At 71.5% G+C, this 5,916-nt stretch carries 6 protein-coding genes; all 6 read right to left on the bottom strand.

Features of this window, described 5'->3' with window-relative positions:
• Window positions 1-77: 77 nt before the first annotated feature.
• Window positions 78-1,049 carry an LLM class F420-dependent oxidoreductase gene (locus ACFWN1_RS30970; protein ID WP_384369311.1) on the bottom strand — a complete coding sequence of 324 codons (972 nt, stop codon included), beginning with the start codon at window positions 1,047-1,049 and terminating at the stop codon, window positions 78-80.
• A 110-nt stretch (window positions 1,050-1,159) separates the two neighbouring features.
• On the bottom strand, window positions 1,160-3,214 hold the full coding sequence (locus ACFWN1_RS30965; RefSeq protein WP_384369308.1) for a phosphocholine-specific phospholipase C: 2,055 nt from the start codon (window positions 3,212-3,214) through the stop codon (window positions 1,160-1,162).
• A gap of 156 nt (window positions 3,215-3,370) precedes the next feature.
• Window positions 3,371-4,162: a hypothetical protein gene (locus tag ACFWN1_RS30960; protein ID WP_384369305.1), complete on the bottom strand. Its 792-nt coding sequence runs from the start codon at window positions 4,160-4,162 to the stop codon at window positions 3,371-3,373.
• Between the two features lie 79 nt (window positions 4,163-4,241).
• Window positions 4,242-4,532: a hypothetical protein gene (locus ACFWN1_RS30955; protein WP_384369302.1), complete on the bottom strand. Its 291-nt coding sequence runs from the start codon at window positions 4,530-4,532 to the stop codon at window positions 4,242-4,244.
• Between the two features lie 358 nt (window positions 4,533-4,890).
• Window positions 4,891-5,619: an N-acetylmannosamine-6-phosphate 2-epimerase gene (locus ACFWN1_RS30950; RefSeq protein ID WP_384369299.1), complete on the bottom strand. Its 729-nt coding sequence runs from the start codon at window positions 5,617-5,619 to the stop codon at window positions 4,891-4,893.
• A gap of 50 nt (window positions 5,620-5,669) precedes the next feature.
• A partial coding sequence (locus tag ACFWN1_RS30945; protein ID WP_384369296.1) for an ROK family protein occupies window positions 5,670-5,916 on the bottom strand: 247 nt, incomplete at its 5' end.

Raw genomic sequence — 5,916 nt, 5'->3', positions numbered from 1 at the left:
GTTACTGCTCAGCGGACGGTGACGGCAAACTGCCGCCTGGCGCGGCGGCGTCGGCGCCGTACGGATCGAGCCGCCGCTCAGTCGAAGGCGTTCCGCAGCGCGGGCAGCAGCGTCTTCTCCGACCAGTCGATGAAGGCGGGCTGGGCGGGACCGCCGATCTGGACCAGGGCCACCTCCGTGAACCCGGCGTCCACGTACGGCCGTACGGCGTCCACGAAGTCCGCCGGGTCGTCGCCGCACGGGATGGACGAGGCCACGTCCTCCTCGGTCACGAACCGGGTCGCCGACTCGAAGGAATCGGGGCCCGGCAGCTCGGCGTTGACCTTCCAGCCCAGGCCGAACCAGCGGAACTGGTCGTGCGCGCGCCGGATCGCCGCGGCCCGGTCGGGATCGTGGCTGACCGGGAGCTGGCCCACACTGGGCCTGCCGGTGCCGCCGTGCCGGTCGAACGCCTCCAGCAGTTCCCTCTTCGGCTCGGTGGCGATGACCAGGTCGGCGAGATGCCCGGCCAGCGCGCAGGACTGCTCTCCGGAGACGGCGATGCCCAGGGGCGGCCGCCGTTCGGGCAGGTCCCACAACTTGGCCGACTCCACGTCGTAGTGCTCGCCGTGGTAGGTGACCTGCCCGCCCTCGAACAGCGCGTGGATGATCTCCACCGCCTCTTCCAGCATCTCGTGCCGCACGTCCACCGCGGGCCAGCCCCGGCCCACCACATGCTCGTTGAGGTTCTCCCCGGAGCCCAGCCCCAGCCGGAAGCGGTCCCCGGACAGCAGTTGCAGGGTCGCCGCCTGCTGCGCCACCACCGCCGGGTGATAGCGGAACGTCGGGCAGGTCACGTACGTCATCAGCGGTATCCGCGAGGTGGCCCGCGCCGCCGCGCCGAGCACGCTCCACGCGTACGGGGCATGGCCCTGCGAGCGCAGCCAGGGGGAGTAGTGGTCCGACGTCACGGAGAAGTCGAAACCCGCCTCCTCGGCACGCACGACATGCTCGACCAGCTCACGCGGCCCGGCCTGCTCGGTCATCATCGTGTATCCGATTCGCACCATGGGCGCCGAGTCCCCCCTCCGCCGGACGGAAAACGGCGGTCCGGGACGCGCGGCAAAAGGGGCCCTCGCCCGCAATCCGTGTCTCGCCCCTGACCAGGCACCGGGGCTGATCACACCGTGGCGGTCGCCGGGTCGCTCGTGCTGGGTGCCCCCGTCTCGACATGCCCGGCGAAGCGCCGTACGAAGGCGGAGTCGGTGTCGGCGGTGACGGTGATGTCGTACCAACGGTTCCCGGCGGCCACGCCCCAGCCCCGGACGACGCGGGAGGCGCCGGGTCCCACGGTGTACGTGTAGTGCTGGGCCGGTGCGTAGGCGTCGGTGGCGGTGAAGGTGACGGGGGTGCCGCCCGCGTTGCCGAAGGTCAGGGTGACCTGCCCGGCGGCGTTGTCGTGCCGGGCGGTGACCTCGGGGCCCACGGCGGCGTTGGTGCCTGCCTGGCGGCGCAGGAAGCCGTTCGGACCGTACACGGAGAAGTCGTGACGGGTGCCCGGCAGCGCCCAGCTGTCGGTGAGGCTCTTGCCCGCCTCCACGGTGTACGGCCAGGGGCCGTCGGTACGGGTGGCCGAGGTGACGTGGAAGGCGGCCCCGGCCCCGCCGAGCGCGGCGAAGGTGAACTGCATCCGCCCGCCGACCCCCTTGGTGTCCACGGCCAGGTCGTACGGCAGGGCCCGCGCGCTCCGCGTGCCGCGTTCCTGCCTGGGCAGCGCGCCAACGGCAGGAGGCTTGGGCACGTAGTTGCCGGGGTTGGAGTGGTTCGGCGGCCGGTACCCGCTGGTGTCGGGCAGGCCGGGCGCGGCGGTGTTGCCCCGGGAGAAGTCGAAGGCCGAGGTGAGGTCCCCGCACACCGCGCGCCGCCAGGGCGACACATGGGGGTTGCGCACCCCGAACCGCTTCTCGATGAACTGCACGACGGAGGTGTGGTCAAAGGTCTGCGAACAGACCCAACCCCCGGTGCTCCAGGGTGAGATGACCAGCATGGGCACGCGCGGTCCGAGCCCGTACGGTCCGGCCGCGTACCCGGACGAGCCGCCGTGCAGTTCCTTCGTCACATCGGCGGTGGACAGCCCGCGCGCGGCGGAGGCGGGCGGGAAGGGCGGTACGACGTGGTCGAAGAAGCCGTCGTTCTCGTCGTAGGTGAGCAGCAGGACGGTGCGGCTCCATACGTCCGGGTCGGAGGTGAGCGCGTCCAGGACCTGGGAGATGTACCAGGCGCCGTAGTTCGCAGGCCAGTTGGGGTGCTCGCTGAAGGCTTCGGGGGCGGCGATCCAGGAGACCTGGGGGAGGGTCCCGGCGGTCACGTCGGCGCGCAGGCGGTCGAAGTAGCCTTCGCCCCCGGACGCTCTGGTGCCGGTGCGGGCGCGGTCGTAGAGGGGGTCACCCGGCTTGGCGTTGCGGTACTGGTCGAAATAGAGCAGGGAGTTGTCGCCGTAGTTGCCGATGAACGCGTCCTTGGTCCAGCCCCAGCCGCCGGCCGCGTCCAGTCCGGTGCCGGTGTCCTGGTAGACCTTCCAGGAGACGCCCGCCTGCTGGAGCATTTCCGGGAAAGTGGTCCAGGAATACCCGGCCTCCTCATTCCCGAGCACCGGCCCGCCGCCCTTGCCGTCATTACCCGAATACCCGGTGTACATGTAGTAGCGGTTCGGGTCGGTGGAACTCAGCATCGAGCAGTGATAGGCGTCGCAGACGGTGAACGCGTCCGCGAGCGCGTAATGGTACGGAATGTCCGCGCGCGTCAGATAAGCCATCGTCGTCGTGGACTTGGCGGGAATCCACTTGTCGTAGAGGCCTCCGTCGAACGCCGCGTGCGTACCCGCCCAGCTGTGGTCCAGGTCCTGGATGAACTGCATCCCGAGCCGGTCCGCGTCCGGCCGGAACGGCAGCGTCTCGCGCCCCGCCCCGTCGACCTGGTGAAACACGCTCTTCCCCGACGGCAACCCGACCGGCCGGGCGTCCCCGAACCCCCGCACCCCTCTCAGCGTGCCGAAGTAGTGGTCGAACGACCGGTTCTCCTGCATCAGCACGACGACGTGCTCGACGTCGGCGAGCGTCCCGCTCCCCGCGGCGGGTGCGATGGACGCCGCCCGCGCGATCCCGGCGGACAACTGCGTGGCGGCCGCGCTACCCGCGGCAATCTGCATGAACCTACGACGGCTGACATCGGGCACGGAGAATTCTCCTTTAATTCACTTACCGTTCTCGGGCGGGGTTTTCTGTGAATTGCGGCGAGAGTTGAACAGTGCAGCGCAGTCCGTGTCGCATTGTCAATGAGGGGTGGGAATCAGCGTCTCTTTCAGGTCTTGTGTGACCTCAGTCCCTGCGGATCAGTTCCGGTTTATGCGGCGGCCCACCAGCGGAAGGGACCCCGTCGCGGCCAGAGCCACCACGCCCACCGCGGCGAGTACGAGCAGCGGGACGCCGGCCAGGTCCCACCGGACCGTCCCGCCGCCGGTGATGAGGTAGCTGGACTCGGCGAGTTCGCCCGCGACCAGGGCGACGATCAGCCCGAGGCTCAGCGGCAGCACGACCTGAGCGCACCGCACGGCCCGCAACGTCCGCGCCCGTGCCCCGATCAGGGTGACGGCGGTGACCTGCGCACGGCGTTCGACGGCCCGGCCGGTGACGGACACGAGGAACGCGGCCGCCCCGATGACCAGCCCCATGACCAGCTCGTCGGGGTGGGCGAGCCCGGCGGGCCCGATCACGCCCGCCTCACGGCCCGGCAGCAGCGCCTTGACCGCGGGCGCCTCGCGCAGCAGGTCGTGCAGGCGCGGAGAGGCGAAAACCGTTCCCTGGAGGGGCAGTTCCTCCAGTCCGGGCGGAGCGGACCGCGTACCCCCCGCTCCCTTCGCGATGAGCACCCTGGTGAACGACGCCGCACCCCAGGTGTCGTTGCGCTGGAGGACGAGCGTGCCGTCGGCCGGCCCCCTGGCCGAGGTGACGGGCTGCCGGGCGGCGGCGCGGCCGTCGTGGGCGTCGAGGATCGCCGGGACGGTGAGGACGAGCGCCAGGCAGCACACGCCGACGGAGCCGCCGACGGCCATCAGCAAGAAGCGGATGCGGTTGCCGCGACCGGACCCGAACAGGAGGCGCAGACCGAGCCGGAACTCGTTCACTCCCCACCTCGCGGACTCAGCACGCCGTCGGTCATCGTGTGGTGGGCGTCGGCCTGCGCGGCGATGCCGAGGTCGTGGGTCACCAGGATGACGGCCGTGTTCCGGGAGCGCGCCAGATCGAGGATCTCCTGGCCGCCGCGAGCGCTGGTCCCTTGCGTCGGCCGGCCAGGCGCAGGGCGGTGTTCTCCTCGATGGTCAGCTCCGGCAACAACTCGCCGTACTGGAACACGAACCCGAACCGCTCCCGGCGCAACGTACGGATCTCGTCGTTGGAAAGCCCCCCGAGCACCCGCTCCTCGAACCGCACCTGACCCCGCATGGCGGCCAGCACCCCGGCGAGACAGTGGAGCAACGACCACTCGAAGATCACCCTGCGCGGGCGTTGGCCGAGCCGAACGGTGCGGGAGTCACGCGGCCTTCGTGTAGGCGCTCCGGACCGCGATACGCATCCTGGAGCCGGCCCCCACGACCCGGTGCACGTATGTGCGCTGAGCCGACTTCCCCGGTGTGCCGCTGGACACGGTGTTCGGGCAGCAGCACATCCCGTCCTGCTGCCGATCCGCTCGCTGCGATGCTGCGTCGGGCGGACGGCGGCCGAGGCGGCCGGTGGGCGGACGGGTGCCGAGCTTCGCTCTCGACGGTTCTGGTGACGCATCGTGGAGGCGGCCCGCCCCTGGACATGTCCGGAGACGAGCGTGTCGGAGCCGCACGGCACGCTACGACGCGGTCTACCAGCCCCTGCGCGGAGCCTCGGCCGCGAACCGGCGGGTGATCCAGGCCGGTGCGGTGATGGCGGTGCCCACGACGACGGCGTGGGCGCCCGCGTCGAAGGCGGCCGCCACCTGGTGTGGCAGGTGGAAGCGGCCCTCGGCGATTACCGGAATCGCCAGCCGTCCCACCAGGGTGTGGACCAGGGGCAGGTCGGGCTCGTCGTCGGTGCGGGGAGTGTGCTCGGTGTAACCGGAGAGGGTGGTGCCGACGAGGTCGGCACCCGCTTCCTGGGCCGCGAGGCCTTCCGTCACCGTGGCGATGTCGGCCATGACGCGGACGCCCCGGTCGTGCAGGGCGGTCACCGTGTCGCGGAAGCCGCGGCCGTCCGGCCGGGGCCGGTCGGTTGCGTCCACGGCCACGATGTCGGCGCCGGCGTCGGCCACGGCGAGCGCGTGCCGTGCGGTGGGCGTGATGTACACGCCCTCGTCGCCGTCCTTCCAGAGGCCGATGACGGGCAGCGTCAGTGCGGAGGTCACGGCGCGTACGTCCGCGGGCCCGTTGAGCCGGAGTCCGGCGGCGCCACCGTCCGCGGCGGCCCGAGCCATCGCGGCCATCATGGCGGTTCCGTGCAACGGGTCCCCTTCCCGTGCCTGGCAGGAGACGACGAGGCCGCCCTTGATGGCGTCCACGGGGTCGGGCGCGGGGCGGGGGCGTCGCCGGTTGAGGGGGGCACGGTCGAGTGGCACGTGGCATCTTTCTGCTCGGTGAGGATGGATCGACTCGGTGGCGGCTGGGTTCAGAGGAGGGCGAGGGGGAGGGCCGCGGCGCCGACCACCGCCGAGAGGGGTCCCAGGGACGCCGGCTTGAGAGCCACGTCCGCGAGGCCGGGCAGCAGCTCGGCACGGAATGCGGTGCTCAGGGGCTGCCAGTAGAGGTCGCCGCACGACACGACACCGCCGCCGATCACGACTGCCTGCGGATCCCACAGGTTGGTCAGGCCACCCAGCGTGCGGCCTAGGACCGTGGCGCCGCCGGTCAGGGCC

The organism is Streptomyces sp. NPDC058459 (assembly GCF_042721685.1).
GTDB lineage: Bacteria > Actinomycetota > Actinomycetes > Streptomycetales > Streptomycetaceae > Streptomyces.
This window is presented reverse-complemented; position numbering and strand designations above follow the sequence as displayed.

Excerpts from the sequence above, each read along its gene's own strand:
- ACFWN1_RS30970 (WP_384369311.1), bottom strand. The coding sequence starts at position 1,049 with ATGGTGCGAATCGGATACACGATGATGACCGAGCAGGCCGGGCCGCGT.